The organism is Lentzea miocenica (genome assembly GCF_033949945.1).
In the GTDB taxonomy this organism is placed as follows: domain Bacteria; phylum Actinomycetota; class Actinomycetes; order Mycobacteriales; family Pseudonocardiaceae; genus Lentzea; species Lentzea miocenica.
The window spans coordinates 212,146-232,147 of the sequence record NZ_JAXAVW010000006.1 but is presented as its reverse complement, the minus strand read 5'-3'; the positions used below and the strand labels follow the sequence as shown (position 1 = coordinate 232,147).

Annotated in this window: 22 protein-coding genes and 1 pseudogene; 12 read left to right on the top strand and 11 right to left on the bottom strand. The window is 69.8% G+C overall.

Features of this window, described 5'->3' with window-relative positions:
- Positions 1-12 precede the first annotated feature (12 nt).
- Genes SK803_RS09950 through SK803_RS09940 form a run of 3 tightly spaced genes read right to left on the bottom strand, consistent with a single transcriptional unit; the run spans position 13 to position 3,230 of the window.
- Positions 13-807, bottom strand: coding sequence for a glycoside hydrolase family 20 zincin-like fold domain-containing protein (locus tag SK803_RS09950; protein ID WP_319965539.1), 795 nt, complete (start codon positions 805-807; stop codon positions 13-15).
- 34 nt (positions 808-841) lie between these two features.
- Positions 842-2,536: a HAMP domain-containing sensor histidine kinase gene (locus SK803_RS09945; RefSeq protein WP_319965538.1), complete on the bottom strand. Its 1,695-nt coding sequence runs from the start codon at positions 2,534-2,536 to the stop codon at positions 842-844.
- Positions 2,526-3,230 carry a response regulator transcription factor gene (locus tag SK803_RS09940; protein ID WP_319965537.1) on the bottom strand — a complete coding sequence of 235 codons (705 nt, stop codon included), beginning with the start codon at positions 3,228-3,230 and terminating at the stop codon, positions 2,526-2,528. Before SK803_RS09940 ends, SK803_RS09945 begins: the two co-directional genes overlap by 11 nt.
- Before the next feature lie 58 nt (positions 3,231-3,288).
- Between SK803_RS09940 and SK803_RS09935 the strand changes: the two genes are divergently transcribed.
- From SK803_RS09935 to SK803_RS09915, 5 genes and pseudogenes are all read left to right on the top strand, one after another.
- Positions 3,289-4,341, top strand: coding sequence for an HlyD family secretion protein (locus tag SK803_RS09935; protein WP_319965536.1), 1,053 nt, complete (start codon positions 3,289-3,291; stop codon positions 4,339-4,341).
- Positions 4,338-5,012 (top strand): annotated as a pseudogene (locus tag SK803_RS09930) (ABC transporter ATP-binding protein); the annotation flags it as partial. The gene SK803_RS09935 and the pseudogene SK803_RS09930, both read left to right, overlap by 4 nt.
- A 149-nt stretch (positions 5,013-5,161) precedes the next feature.
- Positions 5,162-6,331 (top strand): ABC transporter permease, encoded by a 1,170-nt coding sequence (locus SK803_RS09925; protein WP_319965535.1) that lies wholly within the window; start codon positions 5,162-5,164, stop codon positions 6,329-6,331.
- 17 nt (positions 6,332-6,348) lie between these two features.
- Positions 6,349-6,882: a hypothetical protein gene (locus tag SK803_RS09920; RefSeq protein WP_319965534.1), complete on the top strand. Its 534-nt coding sequence runs from the start codon at positions 6,349-6,351 to the stop codon at positions 6,880-6,882.
- A 60-nt stretch (positions 6,883-6,942) separates the two neighbouring features.
- Positions 6,943-8,298 carry a hypothetical protein gene (locus SK803_RS09915; protein WP_319965533.1) on the top strand — a complete coding sequence of 452 codons (1,356 nt, stop codon included), beginning with the start codon at positions 6,943-6,945 and terminating at the stop codon, positions 8,296-8,298.
- Here the strand turns inward: SK803_RS09915 and SK803_RS09910 are convergent.
- The gene (locus SK803_RS09910; protein ID WP_319965532.1) at positions 8,291-9,310 is read right to left on the bottom strand and encodes an LLM class flavin-dependent oxidoreductase; all 1,020 of its coding nucleotides are present in this window, start codon (positions 9,308-9,310) and stop codon (positions 8,291-8,293) included. The two genes, SK803_RS09915 and SK803_RS09910, sit on opposite strands and share 8 nt — an antisense overlap.
- Entirely contained in the window at positions 9,307-9,891 is a 585-nt protein-coding gene (locus SK803_RS09905; protein ID WP_319965531.1) for an NADPH-dependent F420 reductase, read from the bottom strand. The genes SK803_RS09910 and SK803_RS09905 overlap by 4 nt, the downstream gene beginning before the upstream one ends.
- 138 nt (positions 9,892-10,029) lie before the next feature.
- On the opposite strand from SK803_RS09905, the gene SK803_RS09900 reads away from it, so the two are divergent.
- Genes SK803_RS09900 through SK803_RS09890 form a run of 3 tightly spaced genes read left to right on the top strand, consistent with a single transcriptional unit; the run spans position 10,030 to position 11,973 of the window.
- Positions 10,030-10,779 carry an epoxide hydrolase family protein gene (locus tag SK803_RS09900; protein WP_319965530.1) on the top strand — a complete coding sequence of 250 codons (750 nt, stop codon included), beginning with the start codon at positions 10,030-10,032 and terminating at the stop codon, positions 10,777-10,779.
- On the top strand, positions 10,737-11,210 hold the full coding sequence (locus SK803_RS09895) for an alpha/beta hydrolase (protein WP_319965529.1): 474 nt from the start codon (positions 10,737-10,739) through the stop codon (positions 11,208-11,210). Before SK803_RS09900 ends, SK803_RS09895 begins: the two co-directional genes overlap by 43 nt.
- 10 nt (positions 11,211-11,220) lie before the next feature.
- A complete protein-coding gene (locus SK803_RS09890) occupies positions 11,221-11,973 on the top strand; it encodes a class I SAM-dependent methyltransferase (protein ID WP_319965528.1) in 753 nt (250 codons plus the stop codon).
- Here SK803_RS09890 and SK803_RS09885 read toward each other — a convergent pair.
- Positions 11,957-12,736 (bottom strand): alpha/beta fold hydrolase, encoded by a 780-nt coding sequence (locus SK803_RS09885; protein ID WP_319965527.1) that lies wholly within the window; start codon positions 12,734-12,736, stop codon positions 11,957-11,959. The genes SK803_RS09890 and SK803_RS09885 overlap by 17 nt on opposite strands.
- 74 nt (positions 12,737-12,810) lie before the next feature.
- Here SK803_RS09885 and SK803_RS09880 point away from each other — a divergent pair, with 74 nt between their 5' ends.
- The 3 genes from SK803_RS09880 (at position 12,811) to SK803_RS09870 (ending at position 15,461) form a co-directional block, all read left to right on the top strand.
- Complete coding sequence (locus SK803_RS09880; RefSeq protein ID WP_319965526.1) at positions 12,811-14,280, top strand: ABC transporter substrate-binding protein/permease; 1,470 nt, start codon at positions 12,811-12,813, stop codon at positions 14,278-14,280.
- Positions 14,277-15,044 carry an amino acid ABC transporter ATP-binding protein gene (locus SK803_RS09875; RefSeq protein ID WP_319965525.1) on the top strand — a complete coding sequence of 256 codons (768 nt, stop codon included), beginning with the start codon at positions 14,277-14,279 and terminating at the stop codon, positions 15,042-15,044. Before SK803_RS09880 ends, SK803_RS09875 begins: the two co-directional genes overlap by 4 nt.
- Before the next feature lie 108 nt (positions 15,045-15,152).
- The gene (locus SK803_RS09870; RefSeq protein ID WP_319965524.1) at positions 15,153-15,461 is read left to right on the top strand and encodes a DUF1540 domain-containing protein; all 309 of its coding nucleotides are present in this window, start codon (positions 15,153-15,155) and stop codon (positions 15,459-15,461) included.
- Here SK803_RS09870 and SK803_RS09865 read toward each other — a convergent pair.
- The 3 genes from SK803_RS09865 to SK803_RS09855 all read right to left on the bottom strand — a co-directional run bounded on the left by SK803_RS09865 (position 15,458) and on the right by SK803_RS09855 (position 17,703).
- Positions 15,458-15,883, bottom strand: a complete 426-nt coding sequence (locus SK803_RS09865) for an MgtC/SapB family protein (RefSeq protein ID WP_319965523.1) — start codon at positions 15,881-15,883, stop codon at positions 15,458-15,460. The two genes, SK803_RS09870 and SK803_RS09865, sit on opposite strands and share 4 nt — an antisense overlap.
- Before the next feature lie 213 nt (positions 15,884-16,096).
- Positions 16,097-16,867: an NYN domain-containing protein gene (locus SK803_RS09860; protein ID WP_319965522.1), complete on the bottom strand. Its 771-nt coding sequence runs from the start codon at positions 16,865-16,867 to the stop codon at positions 16,097-16,099.
- Positions 16,868-16,878: 11 nt separating this feature from the next.
- Entirely contained in the window at positions 16,879-17,703 is an 825-nt protein-coding gene (locus SK803_RS09855; protein WP_319965521.1) for an aldo/keto reductase, read from the bottom strand.
- Positions 17,704-17,733: 30 nt separating this feature from the next.
- Here SK803_RS09855 and SK803_RS09850 point away from each other — a divergent pair, with 30 nt between their 5' ends.
- Positions 17,734-18,366 carry a TVP38/TMEM64 family protein gene (locus SK803_RS09850; protein ID WP_319965520.1) on the top strand — a complete coding sequence of 211 codons (633 nt, stop codon included), beginning with the start codon at positions 17,734-17,736 and terminating at the stop codon, positions 18,364-18,366.
- A gap of 97 nt (positions 18,367-18,463) precedes the next feature.
- Here SK803_RS09850 and SK803_RS09845 read toward each other — a convergent pair whose 3' ends face one another.
- Positions 18,464-18,808: an RNA polymerase-binding protein RbpA gene (locus tag SK803_RS09845; RefSeq protein ID WP_030466135.1), complete on the bottom strand. Its 345-nt coding sequence runs from the start codon at positions 18,806-18,808 to the stop codon at positions 18,464-18,466.
- Between the two features lie 238 nt (positions 18,809-19,046).
- Positions 19,047-19,802, bottom strand: a complete 756-nt coding sequence (locus SK803_RS09840) for a thymidine kinase (RefSeq protein WP_319965519.1) — start codon at positions 19,800-19,802, stop codon at positions 19,047-19,049.
- Positions 19,803-20,002: the final 200 nt, after the last annotated feature.

Below are 20,002 nucleotides of genomic sequence, written 5' to 3'. Positions count from 1 at the left end.
AGGTGTGAACAGCTACGTCCAGGCGGGGGCCACGGCGGACGTGGTGCCGCCACCACCGACCCAGCCCGCGGTCGCGATCGCGCGCAGTCCGTCGTCGCCCTCGGCGAGCCGGCCGTGCGGACCGAGAACGTCGGAGCTCCCGTCGTGCCACCGCACCGGCAGCCGGCCGTGCCGGTGCAGCAGCGCACCGAACTTGGTGCTGAGCTTGGCGCTGCCGATGTGCACCCAGCGGCTCGGGAACAGGTCCAGCAGCTCGATCGTCGCCGGGCTGAGCTCCGGGACGACCGTGACGCCGTGGTCGCGGCCGTACTCGACGAGATCACGCAACGCGTCGGGATCGCCGTCAGGGAACACGTGCAGGACGTTGAGCTTGTAGGCGGCCATCTTGTCGATGGCCTTGCGCATCTCGGCCGGCGGCAGCAGGGCGCTCGACACGCCGCGCCAGGCGAACGCGGGGGAGTCCCGCAGGTCGGCCGCGCGGACCGTGGCGTCACGGGTCATCAGCTGCCGGAACGACTGCACGCCGTGCCGCAGCCCGGCCTGGGTGCCCGCCCGCAACATCACCGCGTCGTTGCTGACCAGCAGGGCGTAGCCCTCGGGGCCGAGCCCGCGCATGGCGGGATCGTGCGACACCATCAGCATGCCGTCAGGCGACTCCGCGAGCAGGTAGCCGGTCTGCGCGAAGATGTGCTCGCGCAGCAGGGCGGCCGCGGTACGGGCCTGTCCGGTCACCCGGACGGCGACGTCCTCGGTCAGTACGAACGAGCCCGTGCGACGGGGCGCGCTCGTGGGCATGGGAACAATCACCGGTTTCCTCTCCAGCGGACTAACGCTGGCAGTATCAGGTGAGTTCCGGCAACCGGAGGGTGAACGTGGTTCCCCGGCCTGTCGTGCTGATCACACCGACCGTTCCGCCGTGCGCCTCGACGAGCTTGCGGACGATCGCCAGCCCCAGTCCGCTGCCACCGGTGCTGCGGGCCCGTGACTTGTCCGCGCGCCAGAACCGGTCGAACACGTGCGGCAGATCCGCCTCGGCGATGCCAGCCCCGGTGTCCTCCACGGAGATCACCACACCGTCCTGCTCGACCGCGCCGACCTTCACCGAGCCACCGGACGGCACGTACCGCAGCGCGTTCGCGACGAGGTTGTCGAGGATCTGCCTGAGCCGCAACGCGTCCGCGCGGACGACGAGCGACGGGTCCGCGGAGACCGACAGCGTGACGCCCGCCTGCGCCGCCCGTGCCTCGTGCGCCGCGCGGACCTGCTCGAACGCGGCCAGCACGGGCACCGGTTCGACGGTCAGCCGCAACGAACCCGCCTCCGCCACGGCGAGGTCCTGCAGGTCGTCCACCACGTGCTGGAGCACCAGCGCTTCCTTGAGCAGCAACGTGACCAGCGCGGGATCGAGGTCGCTCACGCCGTCCTCGGCCGCCTCCAGCCAGCCCCGGATGTTGCTCAGCGGCGTCCGCAGTTCGTGCGCGACGTCGCTGACCATCGCCTTGCGGGCCTGCTCCAGCTGCGCCCGGTTCGCCGCCATCGTGTTGAACGCCTTGGTCAGCCCCGCGATCTCGTCCTGACCGCGCACCGGCACCGGAGGGATGTCGCTCCCGCCGGACATGTGCTGCGCCGCCGCGGTCAACGCCCTGAGCGGCAGGGTGATCCGCGCGCCCGCGAGCGCCGCCACCCCGACCGCGGCCAGCAGCACCGCCGCCGCGGCACCCACGACCTGCCAGCCGTTGCCCGACAACGAGATCGCGGCGGTCGGCGGGCCCGACGGGTTCGTCAGGTAGAGCAGGACCGGTGGCGCCACGTACGGCGTGAGCTGCTCCTTGCGCCCCGCGGCGACACACGCGGCGACGGCGGGCTCGTCCGGGACCGTCAGGCCGGTGGTCTGCTTCCTCGCGGGGGTGTGGTCGGGGTCGAGCTCGACCGGCGGCAGCGACTTGCGCGCCAGGCAGGCGTTGACCAGGTCCTCCAGGTCGAGCAACGCGTAGAAGTCGGCGGCGGTGTCGAACGGCAGCTCCGAGTCCCGGCAGTCCATGTTCACCTCCTTGCGCTTGAGCAGCCGCAGGCAGATCAGCGATCCGGTGCGGTCCTCGCGGTCGCGGAAGTCGATCGGCGTGCGGAACGGCCCCAGCACCCGCTCGTCGATCCGGTCGGCCGGTGCGTCCGGCACCAGCACCGGGTCGACCGCCAGCGGATCCACCACCGCGGCGGCCGTCGCGGGCAGCTGACCACCGTCGCCACCCCGGTCGGCGATCGTCCTGCCGTCCTTGGTCACCAGCGCGATGCGGCGGTGCGGATGCTCGGTCACCAGCGACTCCAGCCAACCGTCCACTTCGGACCAGTCGCGGTGGCCGGTCGAGTACGAGAGCAGCGTGGCGTAGATCTTGTTGTCCGACGCCAGTTCGCGGCCCTGTTCGCGGGCGATCGACGCCTTGGTCAGCTGGGTGGCGAGCCACGCGGTCGCGGCGATCGAGCACACCGCGATCAGCACCACGACCACGAGCAGCCGGGTGAAGACGCTACGGCGCATCACGGCGTCCAGCGGTGAGCTTGTAGCCGATGCCGTAGACGGTGACCAGGTGCTCCGGCGCGCGGGCGTCGGCCTCGATCTTGCGGCGCAGGTTCTTGACGTGCGTGTCGATCGTGCGGGTGGTCAGGAAGCTGTCGATGCCGTGCATCCGCTCCAGCAACTGCTCGCGGCTGAACACCCTGTCCACTTCGGACGCGAGCACCTCCAGCAACCCGAACTCGCCGGGCGTGCACTCGACCTGCTCACCGCGCACCGTCACCTCGTGCCGCACCGGGTCGACCACGATCGGCCCGACCTCCAGCAACGGCGCGGGCCGGGCGGCCGGGCGTCGCCGGAGCAGCGTCCGCACCCGTGCCACCAGTTCGCGCGGGCTGAACGGCTTGGTCATGTAGTCGTCCGCGCCGATCCCCAGCCCGTGCAGCAGATCGTCCTCAGTGGACCGCGCGGTGAGCATGAGCACCAGCACGTCGGGTTGGTCCTCACCGGCCCGCAGTGCCCGGCAGACATCGAGCCCGCCCAGCCCCGGCAGCATCAGGTCCAGCACGACGAGTTCTGGCCGGTGAGCCCGGACGACGCCGAGCGCGTCCCGTCCGTCGTGGACGACGAGCACCCGGTGGTGGTCCTGCTCGAGATAGCGGCGGACGAGTTCGGCCTGGTTCTCGTCGTCCTCCGCGACCAGGATCAGAGCGCTCACGCCGCGAGGATACGGACGCCCTCGCGGCGATCACCGGTTCGACACAGGATCCTCACAAGTGCTGATCAAGATCCACGGCATGCGCAACGCCCTCATCGCGGCCACGTTGCTCGTCGTGGTCGTCACCGCCGTCGTGCTGCTGGTGCGCGGCCGGCCGGACGAGCCCGCCGCGGCCCCTCCACCAGCTTCCAAGACGACGACGGTGCAGAAAGGAGACCTCACGAACACCCGCGTGCTGCAGGCCAACCTGGGGTTCGGCGCCGCTCGCCCGGTCAAAGGAGGCACCGGCACCGTCACGAAGCTGCCCGCGGCCGGCCAGACGACCGAACTGGGCAAGGAGCTGTACCGGGTGGACGACCAGCCGGTGGTCGTGTTCTTCGGCGCGACCCCGCTGTTCCGCACCCTGGACACGCCGGGCCTCAAGGGCTCGGACGTCGCCGTGGTGATGGACAACCTCGCCGCCCTCGGCTACCAGGTGGGCACCCGCCCTCGCGATGCCGCCAAAGCCGAGTTCACCCCACGCGTCGTCGAGGCGTTGAAGAAGTGGCAGAAGACCCTCGGCGTCGAGCAGAACGGCGTCCTGGCCCCCGGCCGCGTGCTGGTGCTGGACCGCCCCATGCGCGTGGCGACCGTGAAGGCCCAGCTGGGAGCCCCGGCGGCAGAGGAACTTTTCGAGGTCACGCCGACCACCCGCCTGGTCACCGTGCAGGTGCCGGTGACGGAGGCCGGCGCGCTCAAGGCAGGCCTGCCGCTGACGATCGTGCGCCCGGACAACCGCGAGGTGCCCGGCAAGGTCACGTCGGTGACCACCGCGCCTCCCGCGGAGAACGGCGGCGGCCAGAAGATCGACGTCGTGATCACCCCCGACAACCCCGCCGACGTGGCGGACCTGGACACCGCGCCGGTCCGGCTGAAGATCACGACCGAGAGCCGGACCGGCGTCCTGACCGTGCCGCTGGCCGCGCTGGTGGCGTTGAAAGAGGGCGGCTATGCGGTGCAACTGCCCGCCGGCGGCCTGAAAGCCGTGCAGACCGGCCTGTACTCGCAGGACAAGGTCGAGATCTCCGGCGACGGCATCACCGACGGCCTCGAAGTGGTGACGGCCCAATGACCCCGGTCCTCGCGTTGCGCGCGGTGAGCAAGCACCACCCCGGCGGCGTCACCGCCCTGTCCGACGTGTCGCTGCAGGTCAGCTCAGGAGAGCTGCTCGCGATCGTGGGCCCGTCCGGCTCCGGCAAGTCCACCCTGCTGCACCTGGTCGGCACGCTGGACCTCCCGTCGTCGGGCACGGTCGAGATCGACGGCCAGGACGTGTCGTCCCTGTCGGACCGCCGCCTGTCGGTGTTGCGGGGGAGCCGGCTGGGGTTCGTCTTCCAGCAGTTCCACCTGTCCGACGGCCTCACCGCGACGGAGAACGTCGCCACGGGCTTGTTGTACGCGGGCGTGCGCCGCAAGGACCGGCGGGCGCTGGCCGTGGAGGCGTTGAAGCGGGTAGGCCTCGGCCATCGGACCGATCACCGGCCGTCGCAGCTGTCGGGCGGGGAGAAGCAACGCGTCGCCATCGCCCGCGCCGTGGTGAACAACCCGGCCCTGGTGCTGGCGGACGAACCGACCGGCGCCCTCGACACAGCGAACGGGCGGGCGGTGCTGGAGTTGCTGCGGGAGTTGAACGGGCAGGGCACGACGATCGCGCTGATCACGCACGACCGGGACATCGCCGCGTCGTTGCCGCGCCGGGTGGAGCTGCGGGACGGGCGGATCGTCGCGGACACGGGTGTCGGTGGTGAGCGGGTGGAGGTGAGGGGCGGGCCCGCCGTGGCTGACACGGGTGTTGCGCGCGAGCGTGTGGAGGTGAGGTACGGGCACGTGGTCGCCGACACCGGGGCAGCCGCGACCGTTCAGTTCCCACGGCCCGACACCGGCGGCGCGTGATGACCCGCCTCTCCTTCGCCGACCTGATCTCCCTCGGCTCGCTCGGCATTCGCACCCGCCGGCTCCGCGCCGCCCTCTCCGCCCTGGGCATCGCCCTCGGCATCGCCACGGTGATCGTCGTGACCGGCATCCCCGCCTCCAGTCAGCAGGCCCTGCTGGACGAGCTGACCGCGCTGGGCACCAACCTCCTCAGAGCCCAGCCCGCCCAGCGCACCGAGGACCCGGTGCTGCTCCCGGAGTCCTCGGTGGCGATGGTCCAGCGCATCGGCCCGGTGACCGCCGCCGCGGCCGTCGCGAACACCCACACCCGCGTCCGCCGCAACGACCTGCTGGACCCCGGCCACAGCTCCGACATCACCGTCCTGGCCGCCACGCCGAACCTCCTGGAGACCGTGAACGGCCACGTCCAGAGCGGGGAGTTCCTGCCACGCCCCGACTTCCCGTCGGTCGTGCTCGGCAACACGGCCGCGCAACGGCTCGGCATCGCGCACGCCCAGGACCGGCCGGCGGTGTTCGTGGGGGAGCGGTGGTTCACCGTCGTCGGCGTGCTCGGGCCGATGCCCCTCGCCCCGGACATCGAACGCTCGGTCCTCGTCGGCTGGGAGGCCGCGCGCACCCAGCTCGGCTTCGACGGCCACCCGACCGTCGTGTACGTCAAGGCCCGCGAGGAGTCCATTGAGGACGTCCGCGCGGTGCTGCCGGCCACGCTGTACGGCGAGATCCCCGGGCTGGTGCAGGTGAGCCGGCCGTCGGACGCGCTGGCGGCCAAACGCGCCACGCAGAACTCCTACAGCGCGCTGTTCCTCGGGCTGGCCGGGGTCGCGCTGCTGGTCGGCGGGGTCGGCGTGGCGAACACGATGGTGATCTCCGTGCTGGAACGCCGCAGCGAGATCGGCCTCCGCCGGGCCCTCGGCGCCACCCGCGGCCACATTCGCGCCCAGTTCCTCACCGAGGCGGTCCTCCTGTCCACCCTGGGCGGCTTGGCGGGTACCGCGCTCGGCGCCGCCGGAGTCGCCGGGTACGCCGCCCTGCACGACTGGCCGCTCGTGATTCCGTTGCCAGTCCTGGCTTCCGGCGTGCTGGCCGCGTTCGTCGTGGGCGCCGCGGCAGGCCTTTATCCCTCCATCCGCGCCGCCCGGCTCACCCCGACACAGGCGCTCTCCGCGTGACGAAAGGAAAATCTCCGATGAAGAAGGCCGCGCTCGTACTCCTGCTCCTGCTGGCAGCTTGCTCCAAGCCCGCCGCCGAGCCGGAGGTCGCCTCGATCCAGACCCCGAGCAGCGCCGCCACCACGTCGGCCCAGCAGGAACAACGGCCCCGCGAACGCCTCGACATGACGCCGGAGGACTACGAGGCCCTGCAGGCGCCGTACCACCAGTGCATGGCCGGGTTCGGCCTGGACCAGAAGGGCCGCGCTCCCGAGGGCAGCGGCCGCCCGCAGCCGGCCAAGGAAGAGGTCGACAAGGCGCTGAAGGCCTGCGAGTCGAAGACCCCGCTGCCGCCGTGGGAGAAGGACGTCACCAACCCCGAGGCACTCGACTTCGCCAACCGCGTCGTGCAATGCCTGCGGGACAAGGGAGTTCGTTACGTCGAGGTGCACAACGAACCCGGCGCAGAGATCGTCTCCTACGCGCTCGGCGGCCCCAACAACGACGCGGCGTCGATCACGCTCGGCCTGGAACACGCGAAGGAGTGCGAGATCGCCTCGTCCAAGAAGTGAGCCTCCGCAGCGATCCGTTGGTCTAGACTTGGATCAACGGATCTGCTGGGGGGCGGTCTCATGAACGTTGAACGGGAACTCGCGGACTTCCGCTACTACGCGGTCTTCAAGAACGGCGTCGGCGGCATGGACCGAGCGTCGATGCTCGTGCGACGGCCGGAGGGCTATCGCGAGGAGAGCTACGTCGGCTACGGCCTGTGGGTCCACACGGACAAGCTCTACCGCCTCGACTCCGGCCGGGACTGGACCGACGACTACAGCGCGATCACCGAGGCCGAGGCGCTTGAACTCAGGTCCCTGATCGACGAGTCCTGTGCGACCCACTGGCACCACCACGTCATCTCCGCAGACGGCACGCCGTTCGCCGTGGTGCTGACAGCGAAGAACCGGGACTGGGGGCGGCGGCCGCAGGAGATCTCGCGGTACGGGTACCACGGCCGTTCGGAGACGGACTTGCTCGACCGCGTGTCGGCCGAACCGACGTGGAGCGTCGAAGTGGTGGAACCGGCCGCGGCCGGCGAGGTCCTGGCCCGGATCGAGCAGCGGCGGCGCGACAGGTCAGGGCTGACCGGCGGCTACGCGGTGTTCCGCACCCTGATCGACGTGCTCGACCTCGACTCCGCCTGCGCGGTCGTGCCGGAGCCGGGGGAGCAGCACGAGTTCACCGTGCGTCTGGACACGTCGGAGGCCGAACGCCTGACGGACCTGCTCCGCCTCAGGAACGCGAAACGACAGGCCGCGGCGGTCGGTGCGCACCAGTACTTCGGGCTGTTCAACAACGTTGGAGAGGCAGGAGACACCCGCAACGCCTACTCGGTGATCCGCTCCACTGTGGACGCCTCGCCGCAGCGGTGGGAGGTGTTCGTGCGGCCGGGACAGTGGCTGCCGGCGGTACGGCCGTCGAGTCAGCAGACGTTGCTGCCGCTCGGGGACGCCGACCTGGCGGCGGTCACGGCCAGGCTCGCCGCCGGTGAGTCCCGCTACCTGGCGGTGCGCTGCCGGGACCGGGGACCCGTCGCACTTCTCCGGCTCACCGGCACCACCGAGGAATCAGCCCGTGACCTCGGCTGGGAGCCGTCCGACGTGCTCACCCGGCTGCCGGGCGAACAGTCGTGGTTCGTCGGCGAGGTGGACGAGGAGAGCATGGCCGGCCACCGGTTCTGGTCGGCGCACCTCAGCAGGGCCGTCAAATTCCGCGGCCAGGAGTACGAGTACTTCGCGATCTTCCCCACCCGCGAGGCCGCCTTCGACCTCTCCCGCGCACGGCTGGTGATCCGGCGCAGGGCCGAGATCGAGGAGAAGTTCTCCGGGCCCGCCGGCTGGGTGCCGACAGGCCCGCAGGAACAGATCAACAAGGCGTACTACAGCCGATACCTGCCGATCAGCCACGACGAGGTGGAACGGCTGATCAGCTGAGCAGCTCCCGGACCCGGGGCACGACCTCGGTCCCGTACAGCTGGATCGTGCGCATCAGCGACTCGTGCGACAGCCCGCCGATCCCGTACTTCAGGTCGAACCGGCTGGCGCGCAACGTCTTCATCGTCCGCGCCATCTTCGCGGCCACGGTCTCCGGCGACCCCACGAACAACGCGCCGTGCGGCCCGACCTCGTGCGCGTACGACTCAGGGGTGGGCGTGGAGAACCCGCGCGTCCTGCCGAGCCGCGAGATCATGTCGAGGTAGTGCGGCCAGAACTCCTCCTGGGCCTCTTCGTCGGTCGGCGCCACGTGACCGGGGGAGTGGATCCCGATGGGCAGCGGCGAGCGGCCGAACTTCTCCAGCGCGTGCAGGTACAGCTCGGAGAACGGGGCGAACCGGCCGGGGTGACCGCCGATGATCGCGAGCATCAGCGAGAACCCGTGCGAAGCGGCCCGCACCACCGACTGCGGGCTGCCGCCGACGCCGATCCAGGTGGGGAACGGCTCGGTGAACGGCACGACGTCCTGCTCGTGCAGCGACGAGCGGGTCTTGCCCTGCCACGTCACCGGGCCGCCCTTCACCAGTTCGGCGAACAGGTGCGTCTTCTCCTCGAACAGGTCCTCGTAGTCGGCGAGGTCGTAGCCGAACAGCGGGAACGAGTCCACACTGGACCCGCGGCCCAGGATGATCTCCGCGCGGCCGTCCGACACGGCGTTCAACGTCGAGAACCGCTGGAACACGCGCACCGGGTCGTCCGAGCTCAGCACGGTCACGGCCGAGCCCAGGCGGATGCGGGAGGTGCGGGCGGCGATCGCGGCCAGCACCACGTCGGCGGCCGAGAGCGGCATGTCCGGGGTGTGGTGCTCGCCGATGCCGAAGAAGTCGAGGCCGACCTGGTCGGCGAGCACGCCCTGCTCGACCAGGTTGCGGATGGTCTGGGCGTGCGTCAGCGGCCTGCCCTCGGCGTCGTGGGTGACGTCGCCGAACGTGTCGAGTCCGAACGTGTTCATGACTGCTCCTTCGCGAGCTTCTCGAGTTCCGGACGGCGGACGGCGGCACCGAACACCGGGCTGCCGGGTTCCAGCAGGCGTCCCGACGTCAGCGGGCCCACCGGCACCGGGTCGAAGCCGATGCGGGACAAGAACTCCCGCACCGCTTCGACGGCGGCCGGCGAGTCACCGGCCAGGCCGACGGCACGGCCGTTCGGGGGTTCCATGTCCTGGTAGGCGACGTGGTTGAGGGTTTTGACGACGTGCGCGCCGGTCAGCCGTGCGGCCACCTCTTCGCTCGTGCCCAACGGCGCGTCGGCGGGCGGCCAGTGGTTCATGGCGTCGATGACGACCTTGCCCGCGAACATCGCTGGTTCGAGTGAACCGAGCCGGTGCCACGGGATCGCCAGCACGACCAGATCGGCGTCCGCGAGCGCGTCTGCGGCCGACCGCGGCACCGCGCCCGGCGCCAGGAACTCGGTGATCATCTCGATCCGCGAGGGATCACCCGAACCCGCGATGGCCACCGGACAGCCCGCCGCGAGGGCGAGGCGCGCGATGACGGGACCGACGTGGCCCGCACCGAGAACAGCGATCTTCACAGCTCACCCGACCTGGCTAGTTGACGTGTCATCCAGCATAACCGGACCAGCCCCCGTTTATTCCGCCGGGGTGACGTACCGGAACGCCGTCACCCGACGCTCGCGACGGCCAGCACCGCCTCCCTACGGTCGTGAACCGTGTCCAACGAGCCCTCTCGCCGCAGTTTCCTGACCGCCTCGGCAGCGGCCGCACTCACGTTCGGGCTGGTCAAAGCCAGTACGGCGGAGGCGGCAGGCGCCATCCGGCCGTTCCGGGTGCGGATCCCCGAGCGGGACGTGACCGAGCTGCGCCGCCGCGTGCTCGCGACCCGCTGGCCCGAGGCGGAGACCGTCACGGACCTCTCCCAGGGCCCGCCGCGGCGCACGATGAAGGCGCTCACGAACTACTGGGCGCACGAGTACGACTGGCGCACGACCGAACGCAAGCTCAACGCGCTGCCGCAGTTCATGACCCAGATCGACGGCCTGGACATCCACTTCCTGCACGTCCGCTCGAAGCACGAGAACGCCCTGCCGCTGCTCGTCTCGCACGGCTGGCCCGGGTCGGTCATCGAACAACTGAAGATCATCGGGCCGCTCACCGACCCGACGTCGCACGGCGGCAAGGCCGAGGACGCCTTCCACCTCGTCATCCCGTCCATGCCCGGCTACGGCTTCTCCGGCAGGCCGGCGGCGACCGGCTGGGGACCCGACCACATCGCCGGTGCGTGGATCGAGCTCATGAAACGACTGGGCTACGACCGGTACGTCGCGCAGGGCGGCGACTGGGGCGCGCTGGTCGTCGACCTCATGGCGTTGCGCCAGCCGGCCGGACTGCTCGGCGTGCACTCAAGGCGTGGCAGGACGTGCTCTTCCGCTACAGCAAGGGGCAGGCCTACGCGCGCATGATGGGCACCCGGCCGCAGACGCTGATGGCGTTCACGGACTCCCCGGCAGGGCTGGCGTCGTTCATGATCGACCACAACCTCGCGAGCCTCGCGCAGATCGTCCGGGCGTTCGACGGCCATCGCGAGGGCCTCACGCGCCAGGACGTCGTCGAGAACATCTCGCTGTACTGGCTGACGAACACCGCGCTCTCCGCGGCCCGCCTGTACTGGGAGAGCAAGTACTCGGTGATCGCCGCCAAGGGCGTCACGCTGCCGGTCGCGGTGAGCGTGTTCCCCGAGGAGGTCTACCAGGCGCCGCGCAGCTGGGCCGAACGCGCGTACCCCAACCTCATCCACTACAACCGGGTGACCGCCGGCGGGCACTTCGCGGCCTGGGAACAGCCACAGCTGTTCGCCCGGGAACTCTGGGCGGGCTTCCGTCCGCTGCGTTAGCGTCGCGGGAATGTGGGATCTCGGTGACGCGTACGAACGCTACGTGGGCCGGTGGAGCAGGCCGGTCGCGGTGGAGTTCCTGCGCTGGCTGGACGTGCCGCCGGACCGGACGTGGCTCGACGTGGGCTGCGGCACCGGCGCGCTCACCGAGACCGTGCTGGCCCACGCGCGGCCGGCGTCGATCATGGGCGTCGACCCGTCGCCGGGCTTCCTCGAACTGGCCAGGCAACGCGTGCACGGCGCCACCTTCGACGTCGGCAACGCGATGGAACTGGGCGACCTCCAGGCCGACGTCGTGGTCAGCGGGCTCGTGCTCACCTTCGTGCCCGACGTGCCCCGCGCCGTGGCCGAGTTCGCCCGCGCGGGTTCGTTCGTCGGCTCGTACGTCTGGGACTACACGGCCGGCATGCAGATGATGCGCCACTTCTGGGACGCGGCACGGCACGTCGACCCCTCCGCCGCCACCCACGACGAAGGCCTGCGGTTCGCCAACGTGAGCGGCGAGGAGCCGTTGCGCGCCTTGTGGTCCGGTGCCGGTCTGCGGGACGTCGAGGTGACGGGCATCGTCGTGCCCACGGTGTTCCGCGACTTCGCCGACTTCTGGGAACCGTTCCTGGGCGGCGCGGGCGCGGCACCCGCCTACTACGCGACGCTGCCCGCCGGCCAGCAGGCCGCGATCCGCGACCTGCTGGAGTCACGCCTGGATGCCGGTGGCCCGATCGAGCTGACCGCCAAGGCGTGGGCCGTCAGAGGGTCGCGCTGAGAAACCGCTCCAGGTGCGGGTTCACGTCCGCGGCGTGGGTGAGGCTCAGGAAGTGCGCGCCGCCCTCGACCACGACCAGCGGCTCGGCCTTGGGCAACGCGGCCACGAGCGCCTCGGCCTTCGCGACCGGGTAGGCGAGGTCGGCGGTGCCGTGCAGCACGAGTGCGGGCACGGAGATCTCGTCGACCCGTTCCAGCACGGCTTCGCGGCCGACCAGGGCGTTCATGATCAGCCGCAGCCGCTCCGGTTCGACCTCGGACCACTTCGGCGTCCACTCGGACGGGTCGTAGTCGCCCAGGCAGATGTTGGCGACGGCTTCGATCACCGTCCCGGGTCCCTGTGCGATCCACACCTCCGCGAGCTGGTGGTACGCGGCGGCGATCTGCTCGTCCTCGGTCTCGCCGGACGTGCCCAGCAATGCCAGCGCGGTGACCCGTTCCGGTGCCAGCAACGCCATCCGCAGCGCCACGAACCCGCCCTGGCTGGTGCCGACGACGGCCGCGCTGCCGATCTTCAGGTCGTCGAGCACCGCGAGCGTGTCCCTGGCGACGTCCCAGTGGTCGAACGGCCCGTTCGCGGGCGTCCCGCCGTGCCCGCGTTCGTCGACCGCGATCAACCGGAAGCTGTCGCCGAACGCCGCGACCTGTGGCGCCCACATCGTCGCGTCCATCAGGAAGCTGTGCAGCAGCACGACCGCGGGGCCGTCACCGCCGTGGTCCACGTAGGACACCAGCTGTCCGTCGGCCGTCATGACCGTCGCCATGCCACACCTCATCTCGGGTTTCCCTCATAGTGGATCATCAGCGGCACCCGCCCTGTTCGCTCTACCCTGCCCGAATGCGACAAGTGATCAGGGGCGCGGTGCTGCTCCTGCTGCTGTTGATCGTCGTCCCCGCACCGGCGAACGCGCAACAACAGCAACCTTCCGTGGTCAAGGTCGGCACGGAGGGCACCTACCCGCCGTTCTCGTTCCACGACCCCCAGACCCAGGAACTGACCGGCTACGACATCGAGGTGATCAAGGCGATCGCCGCGAAGGCCGGCTGGCGGCTGGAGTTCGTCGAGACGCAGTGGGACGCGATCTTCCCCGCGCTCGACTCCGGGCGGATCGACCTGATCGCCAACCAGGTGTCGCGCAACCCCGAACGAACGGCCAAATACGGCCTGTCGAACACCTACACCTACTCGCGCGGCGTGATCGTCCGCCGCACCGGCGACGACCGGATCAAGTCCATCTCGGACCTCAGCGGCAAGACCACCGCCCAGTCCAGCACCAGCAACTGGGCCAAGGTCGCCCGCGACGCCGGGGCCAACGTGGAGGCCGTCGAAGGCTTCGCCCAAGCCGCCGCGCTGCTGCAGCAGGGACGCGTCGACGCGATCGTCAACGACAACATCGCCGTCCTCGACTACCTCGCCACCACCGGCTCGAAGGACGTCGAGATCGCCGGCGACGCGGGCCAGGCGGGCAGCGAACAGGTGCTGGCGCTTCGCAAGACGGACGCCGCTCTGCTTTCTCAGGCGAACCAGGCGATCGACGCGCTGAAGGCCGACGGCACGTTGCGCGGCATCTCCGAGAAGTACTTCAAGGCCGACGTGTCCGTTGAGGACGGTGGCGCCGCCGACCTGTCCGAGGGCCGCGGTCCGCGCAGCACGTGGGACGTCCTGCGCTCCACCGCGTGGCCGATGTTCGCCGGCCTGGTCAAGGTGACGATCCCGCTGACCGCGCTGTCGTTCGCGATCGGCCTGGCACTGGCCCTTCTCGTCGCCCTGGCCCGAATATCGCCCTACCGGGTGCTGTCCGGCCTGGCGCGGGCGTTCATCTCGATCATCCGCGGCACCCCGCTGCTGCTCCAGCTGTTCATCGTCTTCTACGGCCTGCCGCAGATAGGCCTGAAGTTCCCGCCCTTCACCGCCGCGGTGGTCGCGTTCTCCCTGAACGTCGCGGGCTACGCGGCCGAGGTGGTCCGCTCGGCGATCCTGTCCGTGCCCCGCGGCCAGTTCGAAGCGGCCTCGACCATCGGCCTGGGCTACGCGCAGACGTTGCGCCGCATCGTCCTGCCCCAAGCCGCCCGCACCGCCGTGCCGCCGCTGTCCAACACGCTGCTCTCGCTCCTGAAGGACACCTCGCTCGGGTCCGTGGTGCTGCTGACCGAACTCTTCCGCGAGTCCCAGCTCGCCGCAGCCGAAAGCAACGAGTTCCTCGCCCTCTACGCCTTCGCGGGGCTCTACTACTGGCTGATCTGCGTGGCGCTCTCCGCCGGGCAGAAACGACTGGAGACCAGGCTGAACAGGTACGTGATCGCATGACCGACATCCGCATCGAGGTCTCCGGCCTGCACAAGTCGTTCGGCTCGCTCGACGTCCTGCGCGGCATCGACTTCACCGTCCCGCGCGGCACCTCGACCGTCCTGCTGGGCCCGTCCGGCTCCGGCAAGACCACCCTGCTGCGCTCCCTCAACGTCCTCGACACCCCGGACCGCGGCATCGTCCGCATCGACGACGTGTCGGTGGACTTCTCTTCATTGCCTGCCGGAAAGGCGGGGCGTGCTGCCGCTCAACGGCTGCGCGGGCAGAGCGGCATGGTGTTCCAGTCGCACAACCTGTTCCCGCACCGCACGGTTCTCGAGAACCTGACCGAGGGCCCGGTCGTCGCTCAACGGCGACCTGTCGAGGAGGTCGTCGCCGAGGCCTGCGTTCTGCTGGATCAGGTCGGGCTGGCCGACAAGGCTTCCGCGTACCCGTACCAGTTGTCCGGCGGTCAGCAGCAGCGCGTCGGCATCGCCCGTGCGCTGGCCTTGAAGCCACGCGTCGTGCTGTTCGACGAGCCGACGTCCGCGCTGGACCCCGAGCTGGTGGGGGAGGTGCTGGCGGTGATCAAGGACCTCGCCTCGCAGGGCTGGACGACGGTCATCGTGACCCACGAGATCCGGTTCGCCGAGCACGTCGCCGACCAGGTGCTGTTCCTGGACGGCGGGGTGATCGTGGAGCGGGGAGCGCCGGGGCAGGTGATCGGGGACCCGCTGGAGGAACGGACGCGACGATTCCTGCAAAGGATCCTCGATCCGGGCTAGAAACAATTCTTGAGGATAGGCTCGCCTAATTCCCTTCGAATTGCGGGCCTTCTGCCGTGGTGGCATCGTCCGAATCACCGAACCTTTCCCACCACGGCAGGAGCGGACATGACCACCCTCGAGAACCCGGCGATGCCCGCCGTCCACGATTGCTCCGTGAGCGAATGCTCGTACAACCACGACGGCTGCCACGCCTTCGCGATCACCGTGCGCGGCGACAACGGGGCTGCCGACTGCGGCACCTTCATCCCGTTGAGCACCAAGGGCGGCTTGGAGAAGGTCGTGGCACAGGTGGGTGCCTGTCTGCGCACCGACTGCACGCACAACGCCTCGCTGGAATGCACGGCGCAGAGCGTGCGCATCGGTGCCGGTGCGGGAGACCACCACGCGAACTGCCTGACCTACCAACCTCGCTAGGCGTCTTCCTCCTTGCGGTCGACGGCCCTGCCCAGCTCTCGCAGGCCGACGTTGACCGCGATGATCGCGACGGTGCCGGCGGCCGCGACGGCGTGCAGGCCGGCACCCGTCAGTGAGCCCACCGCGGCCGCGCACCAGAGCGTGGCCGCGGTGTTCAGGCCGCGCACCGACAGCCCGTCGCGCAGGATGACGCCCGCGCCGAGGAAACCGATGCCGGACACGACCTGGGCCGCCACCCGCGTGGGGTCGCCCTGGCCGTCGAAACCTTGTGCGGACAGCAGTACGAACAATGCCGCTCCCACCGCCACGAGAGCGTTGGTGCGCAGGCCTGCCATGCGCGAGCGGTACTGCCGCTCGAAACCGATCAACGCGCCGAGGCCCATGCTCTCGGCAATGCGCAGCGTCATGTCGAAGACGTGCATCGTGTGACTCCCCTTGTGTTCAGGGGTGTGCGTCACACGCCAGAAACTGAAGCGTGCCCGAAACGGACGTGCGAGGTGAAAGACCTGCGCGGGCTACTGTCGCCTGGCATGTGTCGCTCACCTCGCTTCCTCGTGTCTGGTTGGTAAGACCGGTCGTTCACGCTAGCCAACCCGGTGTGAGTCCCGGGTGAGAGTGAGACGGACGTCCCAGTTTCAGGCGGTCTGCTCGGCGCGGCGTCGATCACGCACGAAGATGATCGCCGGTTTGCCCTCGCCGGGGCTGCGGCGGTCGGTCTTGAAGAGCGTCGTCGCCGTGATCAGGTCGCTGAGCTTGGCGTAGCCCCAGGTGCGGGGGTCGAAGTCCGGCCGCTGTTTGGTGACGATGTTGCCGACGGACGAGAGCGTCGCCCAGCCGTCGTCGTCCGAGGCGGCCTCGACGGCGTTGCGCAGCAGGTTCACCAGCGCGGTGTCGCCCTTGAGCTGAGTGGCCGAGGTGGACTTCGGTGCTGGTGCCGCGTCGGGCGTGGTCGCGGTGGTGTCGATGAGGTTCTCGACGTGGATGAACTTGTCGCAGGCCGCGACGAACGGCTTGGGCGTCTTGCGCTGGCCGAAGCCGTACACGGTCAGGCCGGACTCGCGCAGCCGTGCCGCGAGCCTGGTGAAGTCGGAGTCGCTGGAGACGATGCAGAAGCCGTCGAACCGGTTGGAGTACAACAGGTCCATCGCGTCGATCACCATGGCGGCGTCGGTGGCGTTCTTGCCGTACGTGTACGCGAACTGCTGGATGGGCTGGATCGACTGGGCCAGCAGCTGGTCCTTCCATCCCTTCAGGTTCGTGCCGGTCCAGTCACCGTAAGCGCGCTTGACGTGCGCGGTGCCGTACTTGGCGACCTCGGCCAGCAACGCCTCGACGTTGCCCGGCTGCGCGTTGTCCGCGTCGATGAGCACGGCGAGCTTGGCGGTGTTCTCGTTCGGCAATGCCATAGGACCAGAAGCTAGAGCATGGCGAGCGGCTCCGGGCCGTCCGGCGGCAGGAACGCCCGGTCCAGGTCGGCCAGGTCCACTGAGGACAGCCGCAACGACAGCGCCCCGGCGTTCTCCCGCACGTGCTCGACGGTGCCCGCCTTGGGGATCGCGTTCACGTGCGGCAGCCGCAACACCCAGGCCAGCGCCACCTGAGCGGGCGTGGCGTCGTGCCGCCGGGCGACCTCCGCGAGCACCGGCGAACCCAGCAACCGGCCCTGTTCGACGGGGGAGTAGGCCATGACCGGCATCCCGGCCGACGCGTGCCACGGCAGCAGGTCGTGCTCCGGCCCGCGCCGCGACAGGTTGTAGAGGATCTGGTTGGTCTGGCAGAGGCCCGGCAACGCCGTCAGCTCCCGCACGTCGGCCAGGTCGAAGTTGCTGACGCCCCAGTGCCGGATCTTGCCGGCCTCGATCAACTCGGCGAACCCGTCCAGGGTCTGAGCGAGCGGTACGCGGCCGCGCCAGTGCAGGAGGTACAGATCCAGCCGGTCGGTGCCCAGACGGCGCAGGCTGGCCTCACAGGCCCGCACAGTGCCCTTGGCGGTGGCGTTGGACGGCAGCACCTTCGACACGAGGAACACCGAGTCGCGCCGCCCGGCCACCGCCTCGCCGACGAGCGACTCGGACGCGCCGGACCCGTACATCTCGGCGGTGTCGATCAACGTCATGTCGAGGTCGATACCTGCACGGAGCGCGGCGATCTCGGCAGCGCGCCGAGAGGGGTTCTCTGCCATCATCCACGTGCCCATGCCGAGCGCGGGGATGGTCTCAGCGGACGGCAGCGCCACAGTCATGCACCTCAGGATGCCCGGTACGTTGGACTGATGCGACGTGCGGGCCTTGTGTTGTTGGTGCTGCTCGTCGTCGCGTTGGCCGCCACCGCACAACTCATCGACATCCCGGACGGCGCACGACTGCGAGAACTCGTCGACCAGGCGGGAGCCGCGGCACCGGCGTTGTTCATCGCCATCTGCGCGTTCGGCACGGCGGTGTTCTTCCCGAAACCGGTACTCGCCACGGCGGCGGGCCTGCTGTTCGGTGGGGGGTGGGGGAGTGCGCTCGCGATCGCCGGGTTCACCGCGGGGGCGCTGATCGCGTTCGGCATCGCCCGCGGACTCGGCAGGGACGCGATCAAGGGATGGCTGGGGGAGCGGCTGCACACGCTCGAACAGGTCTTCGCGCGCCGAGGCGTGGAGGCGACGCTCGTGATCAGGCTGCTGCCGATCGTGCCGTTCACGCTCGCCAACTACGGCGCGGGCGTCACGGCGGTCAGGGGCAGGGACTTCGCGCTCGGCACGGCGCTGGGGCTGGTGCCGTCCACCGTGCTCGCCGCGGTGCTGGGGGACGCGCTGAGCGACCTCGGGTCACCGCGGTCCGTCGTGGCCCTGTCGATCTGGACGGTGCTGGCGGCCGTCGGCCTGTGGTGGGGACGCCGGCTCGTCACCACAACGGCGTAGGACCCCCGCCCGGAGAGAACCGCCCTCCGAAACGCGAAAAGCCGCCCCGGCGGGAGACCGGGACGGCTTGAAGCGTCTATGACCTTCGCTGGGAAGGTCAGGCCGTGCGGGTACGGCGTCCGCGAAGCTCTTCGAGTCGCTCGTCGAGCAACTCCTCGAGCTCGGGGATCGACCGGCGCTCCAGGAGCATGTCCCAGTGCGTGCGCGGCGGCTTGACCTTCTTCACCTCCGGCTCGACACCGTCGATGATCTTCGACTCGGTGCCGTGGAGACGGCATTCCCAGGTCGGCGGCAACTCGGCGTCGTCGGAGAACGGGACCTCGAAGTCGTGTCCCTTCGGGCAGGCGTACCGCGCTGCCCGGCGCGGAGCGAGATCGTGGTTGCGGTCGGTCTCGTAGCTGACTGCTCCGAGCCGGCTGCCACGCAAAACGCGGTCGGCCATGGCGGTGTCCTTTCGCTCGGCTCAGGGCCGGGGCCCAGGCTTCTTGCTCACCGTGTGCAACGCCCGGATTGCTCCGTTTGTTTCCGGTTCGCTCTCATGGTCGCCCACAGTGACGTCGTTCACTCGTCAACGAAGGCTTCCTACTAATGGATGCGATCGCCACAGGATCGTGACGCGTTATCAAGCTATCGCGCTCATGCGTCACTCTAATGGCCTAGCCAACCCTGTGTGTAACCGCCTAGGCCAAGCGCAGCTGGCCACTTTGTGCGACGTCAGGGCCCAGGTCGCCCAATCGGAAGTGACGCCTACAGAGCACCTGGTAACGGATAGTAGTTTCCGTGGTATCGGTTACACCGTTGCTCTCTGTACCCGATCGGTGCTGTTCCGTGTCCGAAGCTGTATCTGCGACCAGAACCGTGTCGCCGGCGCGAATCACCCGTCCGGCCCGCACCCGCGCGTTGAACCGTCCCGGCACCCCGCACCAGCACAGCACCTCCACCTGAATCGCCTTCAGTTCGTCCGCCAGCTCGAACAGCCGCTGCGAGCCGGGGAACATCTCGCCGCGGAAGTCCGTGGCGAGACCGAAGCAGTAGACGTCCACCTGGACGTCGTCCGCGAGTTCGGCGAGCTGCTCCACCTGGTCGGGGGACAGGAACTGGGCCTCGTCGACGATCAGGTAGTCCACCCGGCGCCCCTCGGCCCACTCCGCGCGGACCAGCCGGCGGAGATCGTCGTCGCGGATCTCCGCGGCTTCGCGCGTGATGCCGATCCGGCTGGAGATCTGCGGCCGGCCCGACCTGTCGTGCCGCACCAGCAGCAGCCCGCGGCGACCCTGCCGCGAGTTGTTGTGGTCGATCTGCAGGGCGAGCGTCGACTTGCCGCAGTCCATGGGGCCGAAGAAGAACTTGAGGTGCCCGACCACCGGCGTCGATCGCCGGGAACCCGCGACAGGTACAGCGGAGAGGGCGTCTGTCGGATCGGGAAGGGCGTCCACGGCGGGTCACCCTAGTGCCTGGCTCCTGATCAACAGGCATCCCCATGGCGTATCCCTGCCCATCGATCGGTCCTCCGCGTCGGCGCCGCATGTCTGAGCACGTCATAGCCATTGCGCAGATCGACCAAACATCGTCTCGACTCGGGCTGCTCGATAACTTCAGTGTTGACCGAAGTCCAACACCTTGCGCGGCTCCCAAC